This is a genomic window from Marmoricola sp. URHB0036 (genome assembly GCF_000426045.1).
Lineage (GTDB): Bacteria > Actinomycetota > Actinomycetes > Propionibacteriales > Nocardioidaceae > Marmoricola.
Map to the genome: position 1 here is coordinate 48,707 of NZ_AUEP01000003.1, position 17,932 is coordinate 66,638.

Below are 17,932 nucleotides of genomic sequence, written 5' to 3' on the forward strand. Positions count from 1 at the left end.
TAGGCTCACGGCCATGGACTTCGAGCTCGACCGCGGCATCGCCGTCGCAGCCTCCGGCCCGGGGGAGTACGCCGCGACACTCGACCGTGGCTGGGTGGTCGGAGGTGGGCTCAACGGCGGCTACCTGCTGGCCGTGATCGGCAACGCCATCCGCGCCGAGCTCACCGACTCGGGTCAGCCCGACCCGGTCAGCGTCAGTGCCTACTACCTGACTCCCACCACGCCGGGGCCGGCAGTGGTCCGTGTCCGTCGGGTCCGCGAGGGTGGTCGCCGCTCGACGGTCGCGGCCAGCCTTGTGCAGCAGGAGGGCGGTGCCGAGGTCGAGCGGATCACCGTCCTGGCCGTCTACGGGTCGCTCGCCGGACAGTCCCCGGAGGTCGATCGCCAGATCCCGCCGCCCGACCTGCCGCCGGTGGAGGACTGCGTGGAGGCGAGGTTCGCGCCCGACGAGGTACGCCGGGTCGCGCCATTGCTCGAGCGGTTCGGCACCCGCCTCGATCCGGCGTACGTCGGCTGGGCGGTGGGTGAGCCGAGCGGCAGCGGCATCATCCAGGGCTGGTTCAAGCTCGCCGACGACCGGCCGCTGGACCCGATCGCCCTGCTGCTGGTCGTCGACGCCCTGCCGCCGGTGACCTTCGACCTCGGCCTCCCCGGATGGGCGCCCACCATCGAGCTGACCGCCCACGTCCGCGCCGACCCGGCGCCCGGCTGGGCGATCGTGCGGCACGCCACCCGCAACATCTCCGGCGGCCAGTTCGAGGAGGACTGCGAGGTGTGGGACAGCCGCGGCCGGCTGGTGGCCCAGTCACGGCAACTGGCCCTGTTACCACGCGTTTCCGGCAAATCGGGTCAACCGGGCGATCAGGTCTAGACGGCCTGGACTCGTTTCGGGTCAGTTGGGGGTTCCGGCTGGTCTCCCTGCGGATGCTGGCCGACACTTTCCGGACGGGCGTACCGAGAAGCACTCGACGCCCGTTTGCGTGGAGGGGGAGTCTCGGAATCATGAAGGCCAAGTTCGGCCTCGCAGTCCTGCTGCTCAGCGCCCTGTTCTGGGCGCCGGGCGGCCCGGCTGCGCAGCTCGCAGGATCGCGGCTCGAGCCGCTCCAGACCCCCCTGCTCCAGCCCGCCAGCATGACGGTCGCCCCGGAGGCTCCGGTCGTGGTGCCCAGTGCCGCTGCGCTCAACAGCCGCGGCTGGGCCGGATCGGCGGCCATCGCGCCGACGGAGGACCTGACGGCCGACGTGCTCGCGGCGTACACCCTCGCGGTCGCCGTCTCCCCGGCCCAGTGCCACCTGACCACACCCGTGCTCGCTGCCATCGGACAGGTCGAGTCGGGCAACCTGGCCGGCCACACCCTCGACTCCGCCCACCGCGTCAGTCCGGAAATCCTGGGCCCGGTCCTCGACGGCACCACCTACCGCGCCGTCCAGGACACCGACGCCGGCCACTGGGACCACAACACCAAGTGGGACCGGGCGCTCGGCCCGATGCAGATCATCCCGGCGAGCTGGCGGGTCGTCGGCCTCGACATGGACGGTGACGGGGTCCGGGACCCGCAGAACATCTACGACTCCGCCGGTGCGGCGATGGCCTACCTGTGCGCCGACGGTCGCGACCTCTCCACGGCGGCCGGGTTGAAGCAAGCGGTCCTCTCCTACAACCAGTCCGACGCCTACCTCCGGGCGGTGCTCGCCTGGAAGTCGGTCTTCGACAACGCCGACCTCGAGGGCAGCGGTGCGGTGCCGTTCGTGGCCGCGCTCGACGTCCCGATGACCGGGCCGCAGTCGCTGGCCGCAACCTCCACGCGTACGCCGGCCCCCGCATCGACCACGACGGCAGCCGAGCCGGCGAGCCCCGCGGTGCCGGTGACCAGGCCGGGATCCCCGTCGGCCACCCCGACCACACCGTCCACGCCGTCCTCGTCCACCACGCCGTCATCACCCGGCACGACCGCGCCTCCGGCCAGCACGCCGTCCGCACCCGCCACGACGGCACCGGACCCGACCCCGGCCGACCCAACGCCCGTCGACCCCACCCCGGCGAGCCCGCCGGCCGACCCGACGCCGGCGAACCCGCCGGCCGATCCCACACCCGCCGACCCGACACCGCTGCCCGTCTGCCCGGTCCCGACCGACGAGCCGACCACGGAGGCGCCCGTCACCCAGGACGAGCCAGTCGTCTCTCCGGAGACCTGCACGGCTCCTGACGGCTACCAGTTCGACCTCGAGACCGGACTGCTGGTCCCGGTGCCGGCGACCAGCCCGACCCCCTGAGACCGGTCGGTCAGTCGAACTGGCTGCGGCGCATGGCGAAGACGTATCTGCGGCCGGGATACTCCGAGAGCGACCAGAGCAGATCGGTCGAGGGCCAGTAGGAGATGTCCTCGGGTCCGACGGGCAGCGCACGGGGGAAGGTGCGGAAGCTTCCCGGTTCACCGACGTGCAGGTGACCGAGGCGGTAGCGCCCGCGGCTCGAGGTGACGTAGTAGGTGTCGCCCACCACGGCGGCGCCCTGCATGTGCCCGAGCCCACGATCGTCGAGCGACACCGGGCGTGACGTCCCGTCCTCGTGCGCGGCCAGGTGGCGCGTCTCGGGGTCGAGCGGGTAGCGCACGAGGCGCTTGGTCATCTCGGCCCGGCCGTACTCGCCCGCCACCAGCTGTGGTGGCTGCGCACCCCGGTCGAGGGAGAGGAACGAGTAGCGCATCGCCTCCACACCCTCGCTCGCGGCCGCGTCGTAGGCGAACCGGACCGGCAGCACGAACCGGTAGCCGAAGGTGTCCTCGGTCGAGTCCACCCGGATGATGTCGTCGGCCAGGCAGCTGAACAGGCCGCGCCGGGTGCCGGCCACGTGCAGGTAGGGCCCGCACCAGACCAGCCCGCCGGCGTGCACGAGCAGCGGCTTCAGCTGTACAGCGCCGTTCCTGGCCCGCTCGGGCACCACGAGCAGCACGTGGCGGTACTCGAGCGTGTCGATGTCGACCACGCTGACGCGGCTGCCGCGGTTCTCACCGCGCACGGTCTTGGAGTACCAGCTCGTCATCAGCAGCCGTCGCCCGTCGATGTCCTCGGTGTCGCTGGCGTCGGCCGAGGTGGTGATGCCCTGTGGCCACCACCGCTCGGTGGCCTCGTCGCCGGCGTTCCACCGGAAGCCGTGGTCGACCGCGCGCCCCGGGACCCGGGCCTTCTCGGCCTTCCGGTTGAGGTGGGCGAGCACCCCCGCGATCCCGACCCGGCGGCCGAACCGCTCGACGGCCTCGTCGATGTCGGCCGCGTTCTCGTCGGTACGCCGCAGGTGGATGCTCGACGGGTCCGGGCTCACGGCCCCAACGTAGACGTCCCCCTACATTGGCCGCATGCAGGAGCTGGCCAGGACAGTGGTGGGTGTCGCCATCCTCGAGGAGGGTCGCGTGCTCGCCGCCCGTCGCGCCCGTCCGCCCGCCTTGGCCGGGCTCTGGGAGCTCCCCGGCGGCAAGGTCGAGGCCGGGGAGTCGCTCGAGGCCGCCGCCGTCAGGGAGATCGTCGAGGAGCTCGGCTGCACGGTCGAGGTGACCGGGCTCCTGGACGGCACTTCGCCGATCGCGCACGACCTCGCGCTGCGCGTCGTGCTGGCGCGGTTGGCCGACGGGGACCCGGTCCCGCACGAGCACGACGCCGTGCGCTGGTTGCAGTCCGACGAGCTCGACGAGGTCACCTGGGCCGGGGCCGACGTACCGTTCCTGGATCCACTGCGCGACCTGATGGGCGAGCGCTGATGCGCGGCGTCTTCTTCGACGAGGACCACGCCGGCGCGGTCGTGGCCCGGCTGCTGCGCGACGGCTTCGACGCCTCCTGCGAGCGCGAGCCGTTCGCCGGGGAGGACGACGACGAAGGCCACCCGTGGGTGGTCTCCAGCGACGCCCCGGTCGTGATGCTGGAGCTGCTCGTCGAGGAGTACGACGGGTGGCTGGAGCCCGACGAGCCACCGCCCCCGACCGCCCCGCTCGTGCTGCCCACCGCCCCCAGAAGGGTCAAACGAGACCTGTAGGTGCTCGCCTCTAGGATCACCGGCATGGACAAGCACCTGCTCCTCGTGCACGCCCACCCGGACGACGAGAGCATCGGTCAGGGCGCCACCATGGCGCGCTACGTCGCGGAGGGGGTCGGCGTCACGCTGGTCACCTGCACCGGCGGTGAGATGGGCGAGATCCTGGTGCCCGAGCTGACGCACATGGCCGCCGACCAGGACGACACCCTCGCCGACCAGCGCAAGATCGAGCTCGACAACGCGATGAAGGCCCTGGGGGTGACCGACCACCGCTACCTCGGCGGCTTCAAGCGCTACCGCGACTCGGGGATGCAGTGGCACGCCGAGGGCTACGCCATCCCGGCCGACGACGTGCACGCCAACGCCTTCTGGAGCGCCGACCTCCTCGAAGCCTCCAGCCACCTCGTCGAGGTGATCCGCGAAGTGCGCCCGCAGGTCCTGGTCACCTACGACGACTTCGGCGGCTACGGGCACCCCGACCACATCCAGGCCCACCGCGTCGCGACGTACGCCGCGTCGCTGGCGGCCGTGCCGTCCTTCCGTCGCGACCTCGGCGAGGCCCACGAGATCGCCAAGATCTACTGGGGAGCGATGTCGGCCAGCCGGGTGCGGCAGGGCCTTCGCGACCTGCGCGACGCGGGTGACACCACCACCTTCGAGGGCATGGACCCCGACGGAGACCTGCCAAAGTTCATGGTCGACGACGAGGACCTCACCGCGCTCGTCGAGGCCGACGACTACGTCGGCGCCAAGATGGACGCGATGCGCGCCCACGCCACCCAGATCGCCGTCGACGGCCCGTTCTTCGCGCTGGCGAACAACAAGGGCAACGAGATCTGGGGCACCGAGTTCTTCCGCATCGCCAAGGGCACCCCGGCACCCGACGAGCCAGGGGGGCTCGAGACGGACCTGTTCGCCGGACTCGCGTGACCTCGGTGGCCGACCAGCTGGGCGCCAAGGTGGCCGGCTTCACGGTCCTGGGCCTGGTGCTGGCCGGGGGCGTGGCCTGGGGTGGCATCTGTCTGCACACCGGCGACAAGGCGCCCCGCAACGCCGCGGTCGAGGGCGTCGGCATCGGCGGCCTCACCCCGGCCGCCGCCGAGAGGAAGCTGCGGGCCGAGCTCGAGACGCGCACCTCCCGACCCATCTCGGTCAGCTACGGCGACGGACGCACGGTGGACGTCGACCCGACCAAGGCTGGGTTGAGCATCGACACGCGGCCTCGATCCGGGAGGCCGGCGGTGGGTCGGGGTTCGGTCCGTCGCGGATGTGGGACGTGGTGACGGGAGGCGGGGACCACCACGCGGTGGTCGACGTCGACCAGTCGAGGTTGCAGGGGACGATCGAGGACCTCGACGCCGGCCTCGGACAGGCTCCGCGCGAGGGCACCGTCTCCTTCGAGGGCGGCCGCGCGCTCCCCGTCGTCGGCCAGCCCGGGACCGTGGTTTCCCGCACCGCCACCCAGAACCTCCTGGAGCGACAGCTCCTCCGCGGTGGGTCGCACAAGCTGCCCACCGAGACCAAGCAGCCCGACATCGGCGACGAGGAGGTCCGGCAGGCACTCGCCGACTTCGGCCGGCCGGCCGTCTCGGGTCCCGTGACGTTCGTGCTCGCCGGACGCACGGTGGTCGCCCCACCTCGGCTGTTCTCCGCCGGGCTGTCCATGGAGGAGGTGGACGGCCGGCTGGAGCCCAGGGTCGACGGCGAGCTGATGCTCGAGGCGTTGGCCCCGGTGATGCGCGAGGTCGGCCAGGAACCCGAGGACGCCCGGTTCGTGGTCCGCCGGGGCAAGCCCCGGGTGGTGCCGGCCAAGGTCGGCGTCGAGGTCGATCCGGCCGAGATCGAGGAGCACTTCGCCGACGTCGCCGTACGTCGGGGAGCCGAGCGCGTGCTCAGGCTGAAGGGCAGGACGACCTCCCAGCCGGCCTTCACCACGGCCGACGCCCGGGCGCTCGGGATCACCGAGCGGGTCAGCACCTTCACCACGCACTTCCCCTACGCGGAGTACCGCAACGTCAACCTGCCGCGAGCTGCCGAGCTGATCGACGGCACCGTGCTCCAGCCCGGCCAGACGTTCAGCCTCAACGACACCGTGGGGGAGCGCACCAAGGCCAACGGCTTCACCGAGGGCTACGTCATCTCCGACGGCCTCTTCCGCAAGGACCTCGGCGGTGGCGTCTCGCAGATCGCGACCACGACCTTCAACGCGATCTACTTCGCCGGGCTCGAGGACGTCGAGCACAAGCCGCACTCGGTCTACATCGACCGCTACCCCGAGGGCCGCGAGGCGACCGTGGCGTGGCCGACAGCGGACCTGAAGTTCACCAACACCACGCCCTACGGCGTGCTGATCAAGGCCCACGTGCGCAGGTCGACGCCGAGCACCGAGGGTGCGGCGACGGTGTCGATGTACTCCACCAAGCGCTGGCGGATCACCAGCAGCAACGGCCCGCGCACCGACTACCGCTCCCCGCAGGTGCGCTACCTGCAGGCCGAGGACTGCGAGGAGGCCATCGGCTCCCCGGGGTTCAGCGTCAACGTCTTCCGCACCTTCCACCCGCTGGGATCTGGCAAGGTGCTGCGCAAGGAGAAGTTCCACACCGACTACATCGCGGCCGCCACGGTCCGGTGTGGTGCGCCGCCGAAGCCGGAGAAGAAGCCGAAGCCGCGCGACGGCTGACCACCGATACCGACCCTCGTACCCGCCGTAAGCAAAGACTATTAATCTGATATAAATAAGGGATGTTAACGCGCGTCGCCGTCGTCGTCGGCAACCCCAAGGCGCAGTCGCGCACGCTGTCCGCAGCCACCTGGCTGGCCACCGAGCTCGCCGGCAGCGAACCCGACCTCGTCGTCGACCTGGCCGATCTCGGTCCGGCCCTGCTCGACTGGTCCGACCCGGAGGTCGCCGAGCTGGTCAGGCTGGTCGGTGAGGCCGACCTGGTGGTCGTCGCCTCGCCGACCTACAAGGGCACCTACACCGGGCTGCTCAAGCTCTTCCTCGACCGGTTCGCCACCGACGGCCTCAGCGGGGTAGCCGTCCCCTTCATGCTCGGCGCCGGACCGGCTCACGCCCTTGCACCGGAGCTGACCCTGCGTCCGGTGCTCACCGAGATCGGGGGGAGCGTGCCGGTGCGCGGGCTCTACGTCGTCGACTCCGCCTTCGACGACCCGGCGGCCTACGAGTCCTGGCTCGCCGCCGCGCGTCGGCACGTCCGGCTCCCGGAGGTGGGTCGTGCGTAGGTCACGGGCCGAGATCCAGGACCAGGTAGTCGTAGCGGTGGTGCACCTCGTAGCCGTGGGCCTGGTAAAGCTCCTGGGCGGTGACGTTCGCCAGCACCACCTGGAGGTAGGTCGTCGTCGCACCGCGCTCTGATCCCCACTCCAGGAGGGACCGGAGCACCGCGCTGCCCAGGCCCGTACGACGCACGTCCTCGCGGGTCCAGAGCGAGGAGACCCCGACCCAGTCGCCGTGGCTGGCGCCACGACCGCGGGCCAGCACCTGGCCGTGCTCGTCGCGCACCGTCGCCAGCGTGACCTCGCCGGTCGCCAGCACCTGCCTGGCCGCCTCGCCGTAGCGGGCGGCGCGTCCGTCGCTGGCCAGCCAGGCGTCGTCGACCCTGCCGTGGTGCTCGACCTCGACACCCGGCGGGCGGCCCAGCCGGCGCAGCACCCGGGACACCCCGGCCAGCATCAGCAGCGTGGGGTCGTAGCTCGTCCAGCCGGCGTCGGCGAACGCGGGCGCGATGTCGCCGTCGAGGTGCACGTGGGCCCGTGGCTCGAGACCTCGCGTCCGGTACCACCCGGCCACGTGCTCGACCGCCTCCGACAGCGGCAGCCCCGGATCGCCGAGCGCGAGCACCGAGTTGCCCCGCGAGGAGAACCCGCCCGAAGCCCGCAGCACCCAGTCCCCGAGTGGCTCGGACTCCACCGGCTGCCACCCCGGAAGGGCCAACCGGTCGGCCGTGACCGGGTCGAGGTGCCGGTAGCGCGTGGGTCGGGGAGGCACCGGCTTGCCCGAGACGATGTCGGCCGTGTCGATGGTGACCACGTCGCCCTGCTCCCGGCGTACAACCACGACGCCGTCGGCCCAGGACTCGCAGACACCCAGCACGTCGGTCATCGCGGGACCGCCCGTCGGACCGGTCTCGCCGCGCACCAGGCGGCGTACGACGACCCGCTGGCCGACCACGTGGGGGCCGAGGAGGGGTGAGTTCCCGTATCGATCCTCGGGCACCTCATCGCCGCTCACGGTGGGATACTAGGCTGGGCTCAGCCCGCACCGGACCGAACCCGTAGGAGGATTCAGGTGACCTACGTCATCGCCCAGCCTTGCGTCGACCTGAAGGACCGTGCGTGCGTCGACGAATGTCCTGTCGACTGCATCTACGAGGGCAAGCGGATGCTCTACATCCACCCCGACGAGTGCGTGGACTGCGGTGCCTGCGAACCGGTGTGCCCTGTCGAGGCCATCTACTACGAGGACGACACTCCGGCGGAGTGGAAGGACTACTACGACGCCAACGTGCACTTCTTCGACGACCTCGGCTCGCCCGGCGGCGCGGCCAAGATGGGTGAGATCGACAAGGACCACCCGCTGATCGAGGCCCTCCCGCCGCAGCCGCAGGACTGACCCGCCCCTTTGCCCGAGCGCGTCTCGTCCCGCCTCCCGGACTTCCCGTGGGACCAGCTCACGCCGTACGCCGAGAAGGCGCGCGCCCATCCCGGGGGGATCGTCGACCTCTCGATCGGTACGCCGGTCGACGCGACTCCCGAGGTCGTCCAGCAGGCCCTGCGTGAGGCGACCGACTCGCCGGGATACCCGGTCACCATCGGCCTGCCCGAGACACGGCAGGCCTGCATCGACTGGCTGTCCCGACGCTTCGGCGTCACCGGGCTCGGCCTCGACGGCGTGCTGCCGACGGTCGGCTCCAAGGAGCTGATCGCCGGACTGCCGACCCAGCTGGGGCTGGGTGCCGGGGACCTGGTCGTCTACCCGACGCTGGCCTACCCGACCTACGAGGTCGGCGCCGCCCTGGTGGGCGCGGAGGCGATCGCCACCGACTCGCTGACCTCGGTCGGCCCGCGCACCCCCGCGCTGGTCTGGCTCAACTCACCGTCCAACCCGACCGGCCGGGTGCTGCCGCCCGACCACCTGCGCAAGGTGGTCGACTGGTGCCGTGAGCGTGGGGCACTGCTGGTCTCCGACGAGTGCTACCTCGAGTGCGCCTGGGAGGCCGAGCCGGTCTCCGTCCTCCACCCGGACATCAACGGCGGCTCGCTCGAGGGGATCCTCTCGGTGCACTCGTTGTCCAAGCGGTCCAACCTCGCCGGCTACCGGTGCGCGTTCGTGGCCGGCGACCCGGCGGTGGTCGGCGAGCTGCTCGCGGTGCGCAAGAACCTCGGGCTGATGATGCCCGGGCCACAGCAGCGAGCCATGGTCGCAGCACTCGACGACGATGCGCACGTCGAGGAGCAGCACGCCCGCTACGCCGCCCGTCGTACGACGCTGAGGGGGACGCTCGAGTCGGCCGGCTTCCGGATCGACCACTCGGAGGCCTCGCTCTACCTCTGGGCCACCCGCGACGAACCCTGCCGGGACACCGTCGCCTGGCTGGCCGACCGCGGCGTGCTGGTCGCCCCGGGATCCTTCTACGGCCGCGCCGGCGACCGCCACGTACGCGTCGCCTTCACCGCCACCGACGAGCGCATCGCGGCCGCCGCGGACCGCCTGCGGTAGCGGGTCCGGGTTTCCCCGGACGTCCGGGGAAACCACGGCATGGCAGGCAGTACTTCGCCCGCCAGCCCCCAGCTCTCCCTGCCAGCCCCGCCTGAAATGCGAGGAGCAGCCCCTAGCCCATCGAGACGCGGACGCGGGTGACACCCTCGCCGCCGCCGGACTTCCAGCCGTCCTCGGAGGCGCGGCCGACGTGCCACTGCTTGCCGGCGTAGGCGACCCCCTGGGGATGGAGGCGTACGCCGTGCGCGAGCACGAACTGGGAGACCGACCAGCCGAGTCGCCGACCGGCCTCGCTGTCGTCGACGGTGAGGGCGACGTCCTGGCGCGACCCGGTGCGCCTGATGTCGAGGTTGCCGAAGGCGCGCTCGACCTGGCGGATCACCTTGTCGCCACTGCCGCGGGCGTCGCTGTCGTGCACCACGCAGGTGAACAGCCCACCCTGGCTGTAGCCGGTGAGCACCGAGGCGAGGGAGCGGGCGTCGATCTCGTGGGCTCCGTAGGCGTCCGGGAAGGCAGAGCGCTGCACCTTCTGCGCCGCCTGGGTGATCGGCATCGTCTCGTAGTCGGCCACCTTGACCAGCGCGTCGTAGAAGGCGTTGGTCGCGTAGTAGGGGTCCTGCACCTGCCGGGCCGTGCCCCAGCCCATCGACGGCCGCTGCTGGAAGAGGCCCAGTGAGTCGCGGTCGCCGTGGTCGAGGTTGCTGAGCTTGCTCTCCTGGATCGCCGTCGCCAGGGCGATGGACACCGCTCGTGCCGGCAGGCCGCGCCTGATCCCGATGGCGGCGATCAGGGTCGCGTTCTCCGCCTGCTCGGTGGAGAGGTCGACCTGGTGGCCGTTGAGGGTGACCGAGCATCCCTCCGGGTCCGGCAGGGGACCGGAGCCGCGCCAGAACGCGATGCCGACGCCCGCGACGACCGCGAGGACGACGGCGAAGACGAGGTACCGGAACTTCATGGGGAAGGGGCGCGCATCAGTTGCTGTGCAGGGCCGCGTTCAGGCTGACGCCGTCGCGGTTCCAGGGCTGGGCCTCGATCGTGCCGGTCACCGAGTTGCGGCGGAACAGGACGTTGTCGGCACCGGAGAGCTCACCGGCCTTGACCACCTTGGGCTTGGAGTCGATGTCCCTGATGGTGACCTTGGTCCCCGCCGTCACGTAGCAGCCGGCCTCGACGACGCAGTCGTTGCCGAGCGAGATCCCGATGCCGGCATTGGCACCGAGCAGGCAGCGCTCGCCGATGGAGATGACCTCCTTGCCGCCGCCCGACAGGGTGCCCATGATCGAGGCGCCGCCACCGATGTCCGAGCCGTCGCCGACGACGACCCCCGCACTGATCCGGCCCTCGACCATGGAGGCCCCGAGCGTGCCGGCGTTGTAGTTCACGAACCCCTCGTGCATCACCGTGGTGCCCTCGGCGAGGTGGGCGCCGAGACGCACCCGGTCGGCGTCGGCGATCCGTACGCCGGTGGGCAGCACGTAGTCGGTCATCCGGGGGAACTTGTCGACCCCGAAGACCTGCACCGGGCCGAGCGCGCGCAGCGCCAGCCGCACGTCCTCGAAGCCGGCCACTGCACACGGACCGTGGTTGGTCCACACGACGTTGGCGAGGACACCGAAGATGCCCTCGATGTTCACCTCGCGGGGCCGGACGAGCCGGTGGCTGAGCAGGTGCAGGCGCAGGTACGCGTCGCTTGCGTCCGCCGGCGGCGCCGAGAGGTCGATCGAGACGGTGACGACATCGGTGTGCACCCGGCGCTCGGCGTACTTCTGGGCCAGCGTCGCCAGCGACTCCGGAGCCGACTCACCGGCTGGGTTCCCGAGCTGCGGTGCGGGGTACCAGGTGTCGAGGACGGTGCCGTCCTCAGCGACGGTGGCGAGGCCGTGTCCCCAGGCCCGCGGGTTTTGGGGCAGGGTTGAGTCAGGAGTCTGCTGGGACATGCCTGCAGGCTACCGGGGCCACACAGGCGTTCCGGGCACGGGAGGAGTGGCGTGTGACGAGGTTCAAGGAGCTGTGCATGGACGTGCACGGCGACCCGGCCGTGATGGGGGAGTTCTGGTCCGCGGCCATCGGGGTGCCCTACGTCCGCGGCTCGGCGCCCGACGACCCCGGCGACCTGGTCGGCGATCTCGAAGGACAGGGCATCGCGCTGTGTCCGGTGCCCGAAGCGAAGTCGGTCAAGCACCGCGTGCACCTCGACGTCCACGTCGACTCGGTCGACACGCTGCTGGCCCTGGGTGCCACCGAGGCACCGGGCTACGACAACCCGGACGACCCCTGGACGGTGCTGCTCGACCCGGAGGGTGGGGAGCTGTGCGCGTTCGTGCGGGACGAGGTCCCGGCGTACAAGCTCTACGAGATGTGCGTCGACGCCGCCGACGGCGAGCGGCTCGCCCGCTGGTGGGCCGACGTCTTCGAGGTCGAGCCGCTCAACCAGGACCGCTCGTACTGGTGGATCGAGAAGGTGCCCGGCATGCCCTTCGAGCTGGTGGTCTTCGACACCGTGCCCGAGCCCAAGACGGTCAAGAACCGCATCCACTGGGACGTGTACGGCGATGTCGACGAGCTCCTCGCCAAGGGAGCGACGCACCTGTGGGACCGGCCGCGCTGGACCGTGCTGGCCGACCCCGAGGGCAACGAGTTCTGCGTCTTCAGCTGACCTCCTCGTGGGCCGCTGACCTGGTGTCGGCTGCTGCCGCGACCCGCCACGTCCGGACGCCCGAGGCGACGATCACCACGTAGGACAGCACCAGCCCGAGGATCAGCAGCACGAAGGCGACCGGCACGTGCAGACCGACGCCGATCACGACCGCGCCCACCAGCGCGACGCCGCTCGTCGCGGAGACCCCGGCCAACAGGTTGGAGAACTGCTCGCTACGGAAGGCGGCCACCGCGAAGACAAGGCCGAACAGGCCCAGGGCCGCCCACGAGACCGAGAAGATCCCCCCACTGACGTTGCCGAGCGCGTCGTAGGCAGCGACGTATCCCGGCTTGAGTGCAGGAGTCGCGTCGGCCCAGGACGACGCTACGTCGGGGAGGCTCCCGACGAGCATGGTGGCGATCGCCCCGGCGGTGGCCGACACGACGTACGCCGTGCGAGCCAGCCGAGCCCAGCTCGCGCCCCGCCCGGACGGGAACGCCGTCGTGACGACGCTGACCGAGACCAGCAGCAGGAGGAACGCCGTCATGTCGAGCACGCGCGAGAGCGTGAGGAAGTGGCTGAGTGACGCCTGCCCGATCGCCTTCGTCGGATCATCGGAGTAGGCAGGGTCGATCGCCGACTGGACGAGCGCCGTGACGACCCCGAGGACGCCACTGACGACGCCGATCCGCAGCAGTCCGCGATCGGGTGCCGGCGAGGAGTGGAGATGCATGGAACAGCCCTTCGATAGGAGGCGGCAGCGGAGTCGGTGCCGTGTCGAGGAGGAGCACGACGACAGCGGGCCGGGCGTTCACCGAGAGGCAGGACCGGAGCCGGAGACCGGCCAACCTTTGGCCAACCGGGGCGGCCTAGCGTGAGCGGCATCACACTCATCGGACACCTCGGCAAGCCTAGGAGCGCGCCCATGGCCAGGATCGAACTCACCGTCGACGGAGCCCAGGTCTCCGACGACGTCGAACCGCGGATGCTGCTCGTGCAGTACCTCCGCGAGAAGCTCGGCAAGACCGGCACCGTGATCGGTTGCGACACCAGCAACTGCGGGGCCTGCACCGTCCACCTCGACGGACGCAGCGTGAAGTCGTGCAACGTGCTCGCCGTCCAGGCCAACGGCCACGAGGTGACCACAATCGAGGGCCTCGCCGAGCCCGGGAGCCTGCACGCCATGCAGGAGGCGTTCCACGAGTGCCACGCCCTCCAGTGCGGGTTCTGTACGCCGGGCATGATCATGCAGTCCGTCGACCTGCTCAACGACAACCCGAACCCGTCCGAGGACGAGATCCGCAACGGGCTCGAGGGCAACCTGTGCCGCTGCACCGGCTACCACAACATCGTCCGCGCCGTGCAGGCAGCGGCTGCCGCCGGCGCCACCACGGCCCAGCCGGCAGCCGAGAAGGTGGAGGCCTGAGATGACTGCCACCCAGGACGCCCCGGCCAGCGTGACCGAGATCGGCCGCGACCGCCGGCGCAAGGAGGACCAGCGGCTGATCACCGGCCGCACCCGCTGGACCGACAACATCCAGCTCCCGGGCATGCTGCACATGGCGATGGTGCGCAGCCCGTTCGCGCACGCCAAGATCACCGCGATCGACACCAGCGCCGCCAAGGCGGCCACCAACGTCGTCGCCGTCTACACCGGCAAGGACCTCGACGAGTCCGCCGGGGTGCTCATCAACGCCTGGGCCATCACCACCGACCAGGTGGCCCCCGACCACCCGCCGATCCCGGCCGACCGGGTCAGCTTCGCCGGCGAGATCGTGGCGGTGGTCGTCGCCCGCACGCCGGCCGAGGCACGCGATGCCGCCGAGCTGGTCGACGTCGACTACGAGGAGCTCCCCGCTGCCCTCGACCTCAAGGAGGCGGCCGAGGACAAGGTGCTGGCCCACCCCGACCTCGGCACCAACAAGAGCGCCCTCTGGGTCTTCGACTCGGGCGAGGCCGGCACCGGCGGCAACGTCGAGGACGCCATCTCCAAGGCGCGCACCGACGGGATCCTCATCGAGCGGGAGTACCGCCAGCAGCGGCTGATCCCGGCGTTCATGGAGCCCCGCTCCGTCGTCGTCGACCCCACGGGTGAGCAGCTGACCATGTGGTCGGCCACGCAGATCCCGCACATCCTCCGGTTCGCGCTGGCCGCGACGACCGGCGTCCCCGAGTCCAAGATCCGGGTGATCGCACCCGACGTCGGCGGCGGGTTCGGCGGCAAGCTCCAGGTCACGCCCGAGGAGTGGACCGCCTGGTGGGTGGCACGTCAGGTGCACAAGCCGGTCAAGTACACCGAGACCCGCTCCGAGTCGCTGATGGCGGCCCACCACGGTCGCGACCAGTGGCAGAAGCTCACCCTCGCCGCCGAGAAGGACGGCAGCGTGACCGGTCTGAAGGTCGAGCTGTTGGCCGACCTCGGCTCGCACGTCGCCATCGTCGGCGGTGGCGTGCCGGTGCTGGGTGCCTTCATGTTCAACTCGATCTACAAGTTCCCGGCGTACCACTTCGCCTGCCAGACGGTCCTGACCAACAAGACCTGGACCGACGCCTACCGGGGCGCCGGCCGGCCGGAGGCGACCTACGCCATCGAGCGGCTGATGGACGAGCTGGCCGTCGAGCTGGGCGTCGACCCCCTCGAGGTCCGGGAGAAGAACTGGATCAAGCACGAGGAGTTCCCCTTCACCACGGTCGCGGGCCTCGAGTACGACTCCGGCAACTACGAGGAGGCCACGGCCAAGGCCAAGGCCAACTTCGGGTACGACGAGCTGCGGGCCGAGCAGAAGCGGCGTCGCGACGAGAACGACCCGGTCCAGCTCGGCATCGGCGTCTCGACCTTCACCGAGATGTGCGGGCTGGCACCGAGCCGGGTGCTCGGCCAGCTCAACTACGGGGCAGGCGGCTGGGAGCACGCGAGCGTGCGGATGCTGCCCACCGGCACGGTCGAGGTGGTCACCGGCGCCAGCGCCCACGGCCAGGGCCACGAGACCGCGTTCAGCCAGATCGTGGCCGACCGGCTCGGGGTGCGCTTCGAAGACGTCGAGATCCTGCACGGCGACACCCAGGTCTCCCACAAGGGACTGGACACCTACGGCTCACGCTCGCTGGTGGTCGGCGGTGAGGCGCTGGTCAAGGCGGCCGACAAGGTGATCGAGAAGGCCAAGCCGATCGCGGCGCACATGCTCGAGGCCAACGTCGACGACATCGAGTTCAAGGAAGGCCGGCTTGGCGTCCGCGGCACCGACCAGGGCGTCGCCCTGGCCGAGGTCGCGATGGCTGCCTTCGCCGCGCACGACCTGCCCGACGGGGTCGAGCCGACGCTGGACTCCGACGCCACCTACGACCCGGTGAACTTCAACTTCCCGCACGGCACCCACCTGTGCGCGGTCGAGGTGGACACCGAGACCGGGCAGGTGAAGATGCGCAAGTACACCTGCGTCGACGACATCGGCAATGTGATCAACCCGCTCATCGTGGCCGGACAGGTGCACGGCGGGCTGATGCAGGGCATCGCGCAGGCGCTGTTCGAGGAGGCCGTTCACGACGAGTCGGGCACCCTGGTGTCGGCGTCGTTCGTCGACTACCTGGTGCCGACGGCAGCCGACACCATCAGCTTCGACGTGGACCACAACACCACGCCGTCGCTGACCAACACCCTGGGCACCAAGGGCGTCGGCGAGGCGGGCACGATCGCCTCCACGCCGGCGGTGGTCAACGCGGTGGTCGACGCCGTACGCGCCTTCGGGGTCAGCGACATCCAGATGCCGTGCACCCCCGAACGCGTCTGGCGGGCCATCCATGCCGGTGATGCCGGCGGCGCAGATCCGACCACGGGAGGCGCGGCACCCCACTTCGACGAGTCCACCGGCCACGAGGGCCAGACAGACCGCACGGACGGAGCGGGCCAGTGATCCCCGCCAAGTTCGACTACCTCGCCGCCACCTCGGTCGAGGAGGCCTTGTCCGCGCTGTCGCAGAGCGATGACGCCAAGGTGATCGCCGGTGGGCAGTCGTTGCTGCCGGTGCTCCGGATGCGGCTCAACGCACCCGACCTGCTCGTCGACATCGGCGGCATCGACACCCTCAAGGAGATCCGCGACGACGGCGACAGCATCGTCATCGGGGCGATGGCGCCGTACTACGAGATCCTCGCCAACGACGCCGTCAAGAACAGCCTCGGGCTGCTACACAAGGCCATCTCGGAGGTCGCCGACCCCCAGATCCGCCACCGCGGCACGCTCGGTGGCGCCCTGGTGCACGCCGACCCGGCCGGGGACTGCGGAGCGCCGGTGCTCGCCCTCGACGGTGAGCTGGTGATCGCCGGGCAGGGTGGTGAGCGCACCGTGGCGGCGGTCGACTTCTTCGAGGACCTGTTCACCACCGCCGTCGGTGAGGACGAGCTGCTCACCCACATCCGCATCCCGAAGTACGACGGATGGGGCTCGAACTACCAGAAGTTCGTGCGGGTGGCCCACCAGTGGCCGATCGTGGCTGTCGGGGCGGCCGTGAAGACCGACGGCGGCACCATCAGCGAGGCCCGTATCGGCCTGGTCAACATGGGCTCGACCGCGCTGCGTGCCCGTGCCACCGAGCAGGCCCTGGTCGGCCGGGAGGCCACCGTCGACGGCGTACGCGAAGCGTGCGACCTGGCCGCCGAGGGTGCCAACCCGCCGTCCGACCTCAACGGCGACGCCGACTACCGCCGGCACCTGGCCACGGTGCTGACCCGACGTGCCGTGCTCGCCGCGGCTGGAGGCTGACCCCTTGGATCTCACGCACGAGTTCACCGTTCCCGCCGGCATCGACGAGACCTGGAACGCCTTCAACGACATCGAGTCCGTAGCTGCCTGCTTCCCGGGCGCCGTGGTCACCTCGGTCGAGGGCGACACCTTCCAGGGCTCCTGCAAGGTGAAGCTGGGACCGATCGCGCTCGTCTACAACGGTTCGGGCACGTTCGTGGAGAAGGACGAGTCCAGCCACCGGATGGTGATCGACGCCAAGGGCAAGGACAAGCGCGGCAACGGCACCGCGGGCGCCCACGTCACCGCCACGATGACCGAGGCCGGCACCGGCACCCGCGTCGAGGTGGTCACCGACCTCGCCATCACCGGCAAGCCGGCCCAGTTCGGTCGCGGGGTGATGCAGGACGTCAGCGACAAGCTGCTCGGGCAGTTCACCGCCTGCCTGGAGCAGAAGGTCACGAGCGGCAGCGAGGCGGCAGCTGCGGCGGAGGCCGCCACGCAGGAGGAGGCCCCGCCGCGGGCCGCGCCGACCGACAACGTCAGAACCATGGAGCCCCCGGTGGCGGCAGCGGCTGCTCCACCACCGCCGGCACCCGACGACGCCCTCGACCTGGGCGCGACGGTCCTGCCGGTGCTGCTGAAGAGCTACTGGCGCCAGGCACTCGGCGTGGTCGTGGTGCTGCTCGTGCTGAGGCGATTGCTCCGCAGACGCTGACAAAAGCCACACCCTGGGGTGGATCGGGGACATACCCGAGTGCGGTATCACCCGCGGACTGGCACGGTTGT

General features: G+C 70.9%; 20 protein-coding genes. 15 read left to right on the forward strand and 5 right to left on the reverse strand.

All coding sequences use genetic code 11. The features are described 5' to 3' along the window. Positions 1 to 13 precede the first annotated feature (13 nt). The gene (locus H976_RS0100200; RefSeq protein ID WP_027859876.1) at positions 14 to 871 is read left to right on the forward strand and encodes a thioesterase family protein; all 858 of its coding nucleotides are present in this window, start codon (positions 14 to 16) and stop codon (positions 869 to 871) included. A 131-nt stretch (positions 872 to 1,002) separates the two neighbouring features. Continuing rightward, positions 1,003 to 2,274, forward strand: a complete 1,272-nt coding sequence (locus H976_RS23740; protein WP_051275832.1) for a lytic transglycosylase domain-containing protein — start codon at positions 1,003 to 1,005, stop codon at positions 2,272 to 2,274. A 10-nt stretch (positions 2,275 to 2,284) separates the two neighbouring features. Here the strand turns inward: H976_RS23740 and H976_RS0100210 are convergent, their stop codons facing one another. Then, entirely contained in the window at positions 2,285 to 3,322 is a 1,038-nt protein-coding gene (locus tag H976_RS0100210; protein WP_027859877.1) for a hypothetical protein, read from the reverse strand. Between the two features lie 34 nt (positions 3,323 to 3,356). Between H976_RS0100210 and H976_RS0100215 the strand changes: the two genes are divergently transcribed. The 6 genes from H976_RS0100215 to H976_RS0100240 all read left to right on the forward strand — a co-directional run bounded on the left by H976_RS0100215 (position 3,357) and on the right by H976_RS0100240 (position 7,270). Further along, the gene (locus H976_RS0100215) at positions 3,357 to 3,755 is read left to right on the forward strand and encodes a (deoxy)nucleoside triphosphate pyrophosphohydrolase (protein WP_051275834.1); all 399 of its coding nucleotides are present in this window, start codon (positions 3,357 to 3,359) and stop codon (positions 3,753 to 3,755) included. Next, on the forward strand, positions 3,755 to 4,027 hold the full coding sequence (locus H976_RS0100220) for a hypothetical protein (protein WP_036223848.1): 273 nt from the start codon (positions 3,755 to 3,757) through the stop codon (positions 4,025 to 4,027). Before H976_RS0100215 ends, H976_RS0100220 begins: the two co-directional genes overlap by 1 nt. A 24-nt stretch (positions 4,028 to 4,051) precedes the next feature. Continuing rightward, complete coding sequence (mshB, locus tag H976_RS0100225; RefSeq protein WP_036223851.1) at positions 4,052 to 4,957, forward strand: N-acetyl-1-D-myo-inositol-2-amino-2-deoxy-alpha-D-glucopyranoside deacetylase; 906 nt, start codon at positions 4,052 to 4,054, stop codon at positions 4,955 to 4,957. 5 nt (positions 4,958 to 4,962) lie between these two features. Further along, a complete protein-coding gene (locus H976_RS0100230; RefSeq protein WP_155917845.1) occupies positions 4,963 to 5,310 on the forward strand; it encodes a hypothetical protein in 348 nt (115 codons plus the stop codon). Continuing rightward, a complete protein-coding gene (locus H976_RS0100235; protein ID WP_196803905.1) occupies positions 5,304 to 6,707 on the forward strand; it encodes a VanW family protein in 1,404 nt (467 codons plus the stop codon). Before H976_RS0100230 ends, H976_RS0100235 begins: the two co-directional genes overlap by 7 nt. A 62-nt stretch (positions 6,708 to 6,769) precedes the next feature. Then, on the forward strand, positions 6,770 to 7,270 hold the full coding sequence (locus H976_RS0100240; protein ID WP_027859882.1) for an NADPH-dependent FMN reductase: 501 nt from the start codon (positions 6,770 to 6,772) through the stop codon (positions 7,268 to 7,270). Between the two features lies 1 nt (position 7,271). Here the strand turns inward: H976_RS0100240 and H976_RS23745 are convergent, their stop codons facing one another. After that, a complete protein-coding gene (locus H976_RS23745) occupies positions 7,272 to 8,279 on the reverse strand; it encodes a GNAT family N-acetyltransferase (RefSeq protein ID WP_155917847.1) in 1,008 nt (335 codons plus the stop codon). Between the two features lie 57 nt (positions 8,280 to 8,336). Between H976_RS23745 and fdxA the strand changes: the two genes are divergently transcribed. Both fdxA and dapC read left to right on the forward strand, forming a co-directional pair. Further along, the gene (fdxA, locus tag H976_RS0100250; protein ID WP_027859884.1) at positions 8,337 to 8,660 is read left to right on the forward strand and encodes a ferredoxin; all 324 of its coding nucleotides are present in this window, start codon (positions 8,337 to 8,339) and stop codon (positions 8,658 to 8,660) included. A gap of 9 nt (positions 8,661 to 8,669) precedes the next feature. Next, on the forward strand, positions 8,670 to 9,767 hold the full coding sequence (dapC, locus tag H976_RS0100255) for a succinyldiaminopimelate transaminase (protein ID WP_027859885.1): 1,098 nt from the start codon (positions 8,670 to 8,672) through the stop codon (positions 9,765 to 9,767). A 112-nt stretch (positions 9,768 to 9,879) separates the two neighbouring features. Here the strand turns inward: dapC and H976_RS23750 are convergent, their stop codons facing one another. Both H976_RS23750 and dapD read right to left on the reverse strand, forming a co-directional pair. Next, positions 9,880 to 10,722, reverse strand: a complete 843-nt coding sequence (locus H976_RS23750; protein ID WP_051275838.1) for a hypothetical protein — start codon at positions 10,720 to 10,722, stop codon at positions 9,880 to 9,882. A 16-nt stretch (positions 10,723 to 10,738) separates the two neighbouring features. Then, positions 10,739 to 11,704 carry a 2,3,4,5-tetrahydropyridine-2,6-dicarboxylate N-succinyltransferase gene (gene dapD / locus H976_RS0100265; RefSeq protein WP_081682555.1) on the reverse strand — a complete coding sequence of 322 codons (966 nt, stop codon included), beginning with the start codon at positions 11,702 to 11,704 and terminating at the stop codon, positions 10,739 to 10,741. Between the two features lie 53 nt (positions 11,705 to 11,757). Between dapD and H976_RS0100270 the strand changes: the two genes are divergently transcribed. Further along, positions 11,758 to 12,423, forward strand: a complete 666-nt coding sequence (locus H976_RS0100270; RefSeq protein ID WP_027859887.1) for a VOC family protein — start codon at positions 11,758 to 11,760, stop codon at positions 12,421 to 12,423. Here H976_RS0100270 and H976_RS0100275 read toward each other — a convergent pair. Beyond that, the gene (locus H976_RS0100275) at positions 12,416 to 13,138 is read right to left on the reverse strand and encodes a hypothetical protein (protein WP_027859888.1); all 723 of its coding nucleotides are present in this window, start codon (positions 13,136 to 13,138) and stop codon (positions 12,416 to 12,418) included. The genes H976_RS0100270 and H976_RS0100275 overlap by 8 nt on opposite strands. A 192-nt stretch (positions 13,139 to 13,330) precedes the next feature. On the opposite strand from H976_RS0100275, the gene H976_RS0100280 reads away from it, so the two are divergent. Genes H976_RS0100280 through H976_RS0100295 form a run of 4 tightly spaced genes read left to right on the forward strand, consistent with a single transcriptional unit; the run spans position 13,331 to position 17,861 of the window. Next, entirely contained in the window at positions 13,331 to 13,831 is a 501-nt protein-coding gene (locus H976_RS0100280; RefSeq protein ID WP_027859889.1) for a (2Fe-2S)-binding protein, read from the forward strand. 1 nt (position 13,832) lies between these two features. Continuing rightward, positions 13,833 to 16,316: a xanthine dehydrogenase family protein molybdopterin-binding subunit gene (locus tag H976_RS0100285; protein ID WP_027859890.1), complete on the forward strand. Its 2,484-nt coding sequence runs from the start codon at positions 13,833 to 13,835 to the stop codon at positions 16,314 to 16,316. Continuing rightward, positions 16,313 to 17,164: a xanthine dehydrogenase family protein subunit M gene (locus H976_RS0100290; RefSeq protein WP_027859891.1), complete on the forward strand. Its 852-nt coding sequence runs from the start codon at positions 16,313 to 16,315 to the stop codon at positions 17,162 to 17,164. Before H976_RS0100285 ends, H976_RS0100290 begins: the two co-directional genes overlap by 4 nt. A gap of 4 nt (positions 17,165 to 17,168) precedes the next feature. Next, on the forward strand, positions 17,169 to 17,861 hold the full coding sequence (locus H976_RS0100295) for an SRPBCC family protein (RefSeq protein ID WP_027859892.1): 693 nt from the start codon (positions 17,169 to 17,171) through the stop codon (positions 17,859 to 17,861). Positions 17,862 to 17,932 lie beyond the last annotated feature (71 nt).

What these genes read in the sequence shown, in the direction of transcription:
- H976_RS0100200 (WP_027859876.1), top strand. Translation starts at nt 14, where the DNA reads ATGGACTTCGAGCTCGACCGCGGCATCGCCGTCGCAGCCTCCGGCCCG.
- H976_RS23740 (WP_051275832.1), top strand. Translation starts at nt 1,003, where the DNA reads ATGAAGGCCAAGTTCGGCCTCGCAGTCCTGCTGCTCAGCGCCCTGTTC.
- H976_RS0100215 (WP_051275834.1), top strand. Translation starts at nt 3,357, where the DNA reads ATGCAGGAGCTGGCCAGGACAGTGGTGGGTGTCGCCATCCTCGAGGAG.
- H976_RS0100220 (WP_036223848.1), top strand. Translation starts at nt 3,755, where the DNA reads ATGCGCGGCGTCTTCTTCGACGAGGACCACGCCGGCGCGGTCGTGGCC.
- mshB (WP_036223851.1), top strand. Translation starts at nt 4,052, where the DNA reads ATGGACAAGCACCTGCTCCTCGTGCACGCCCACCCGGACGACGAGAGC.
- H976_RS0100240 (WP_027859882.1), top strand. Translation starts at nt 6,770, where the DNA reads ATGTTAACGCGCGTCGCCGTCGTCGTCGGCAACCCCAAGGCGCAGTCG.
- H976_RS23750 (WP_051275838.1), bottom strand. Translation starts at nt 10,722, where the DNA reads ATGAAGTTCCGGTACCTCGTCTTCGCCGTCGTCCTCGCGGTCGTCGCG.
- dapD (WP_081682555.1), bottom strand. Translation starts at nt 11,704, where the DNA reads ATGTCCCAGCAGACTCCTGACTCAACCCTGCCCCAAAACCCGCGGGCC.
- H976_RS0100275 (WP_027859888.1), bottom strand. Translation starts at nt 13,138, where the DNA reads ATGCATCTCCACTCCTCGCCGGCACCCGATCGCGGACTGCTGCGGATC.
- H976_RS0100280 (WP_027859889.1), top strand. Translation starts at nt 13,331, where the DNA reads ATGGCCAGGATCGAACTCACCGTCGACGGAGCCCAGGTCTCCGACGAC.
- H976_RS0100285 (WP_027859890.1), top strand. Translation starts at nt 13,833, where the DNA reads ATGACTGCCACCCAGGACGCCCCGGCCAGCGTGACCGAGATCGGCCGC.